1 protein-coding gene is annotated in these 1,310 nt (G+C 64.7%); it reads right to left on the minus strand.

The features are described from left to right. Nucleotides 1-1,246 (minus strand): ABC transporter ATP-binding protein (locus PFH44_RS27695; protein WP_283826856.1); only part of this gene is annotated, 1,246 nt, incomplete at its 3' end. Nucleotides 1,247-1,310: the final 64 nt, after the last annotated feature.

The raw sequence follows: 1,310 nt of genomic DNA on the forward strand, positions 1-1,310 counted from the left end.
TGTTGAAGTCATCACAAATCTCCTTGTCAAACACCGCGCCTGGATCAGCGTCACCGCCGCTGAGATGCAGACCTGCGGTGCAAATCTGTCTGGCTGCCGGTAAATCATGGGTAATAAAAAGCACTGCCATGCCCTGCGCCAGTAGCTGACTCAGCAGTTGCAGAATCGTGCGGGCGCTGAGCACATCCAGCGCCGAGGTCACTTCATCGCAGATAAGCACGCTGGGCTGACCCGCCAGCGCCCGCGCCAGCGCCACGCGCTGCTGTTCGCCGCCGGAGAGCTCTCGCGGCAGGCGGCGGGCGTAATCGCCGGGCAGCCCGACCTGGTGCAGCAGCGCGGCCACGCTGCCTGGGTGGGATAATCGGTACCGATCGAGCGCCTGCTGCAGCTGCCGCCCAACGCTGCGCAGCGGGTGCAGCGAATGAGCTGGGTCCTGAGGCACCAGCGCGATGGCGCGCTGCTGTTCGCGGGAGCGCCGGCGCACATCGCTTGCCAGCGGCCGATCGTCAAGGGTGATAGCGCCCTGATGGGGGGGATTTAGCCCCGCAAGCGAGCGCGCGAGGGTGCTTTTGCCAATGCCGGACGGCCCGGTGACCGCAAGGCACTGCCCCGAATGCAGCGCGAAACTCAGCGCCGGCAACGCGGTCCGTCGCGAATCCCCTGGATGCCAGTGCGCAACCCGCAGCAGCGGCTCACCCTCAGTGGTTACCGGTCGCGAGCAGGTCACAGGAGACAACCACGCCTGCAGCAGCGGACTTTTGGGGGTGGCAAAAAGCTGCCGGGTGTCACCGTATTCCAGCTGCTGCCCGTTATGCAGTACCAGCATCCGTTGCGCTATCTCCGCCACGGCGTTGAGCTGGTGACCGATCAGCAGCAGGGCAAAGCGATATTGCCGCTGTAGCTGACGCAGTTCCGCCATCATCTGCTCACGATGTCGCCGATCTAATCCGGCGAAGGGCTCATCGAGAATGAGGAGCTGCGGGCGCTTCAATAACACCCGAGCCAGTGCGACCCGCCGGCGCTGCCCGCCGGAAAGCTGGTGAGGGAAACGCTGCAGGAAAGCGTCATCCTGCGGTAATCCGAGCGAAGCCAGCATCTCGCGAATGGCGCTGGCATCACCATGATGAAATTCATTCAGCTGACGCCGCACCGACATACCCGGCGTCAGCTCCTGTGCCGGGTCCTGGCCAAGCCAGGCAGTATGCCTGAATCTGAGCTGCCGGAGCTGGCGAGGCGTCGCCTGCAATACCTCGCATCCGCAGCAGATAATCTGCCCGCCGGCGTGGCGCTGCCCGGAGGGCAGGTCACCC

Origin of the sequence: Klebsiella sp. Ech2A (genome assembly GCF_030078455.1) — a bacterium.
Taxonomy (GTDB): domain Bacteria; phylum Pseudomonadota; class Gammaproteobacteria; order Enterobacterales; family Enterobacteriaceae; genus Klebsiella; species Klebsiella terrigena.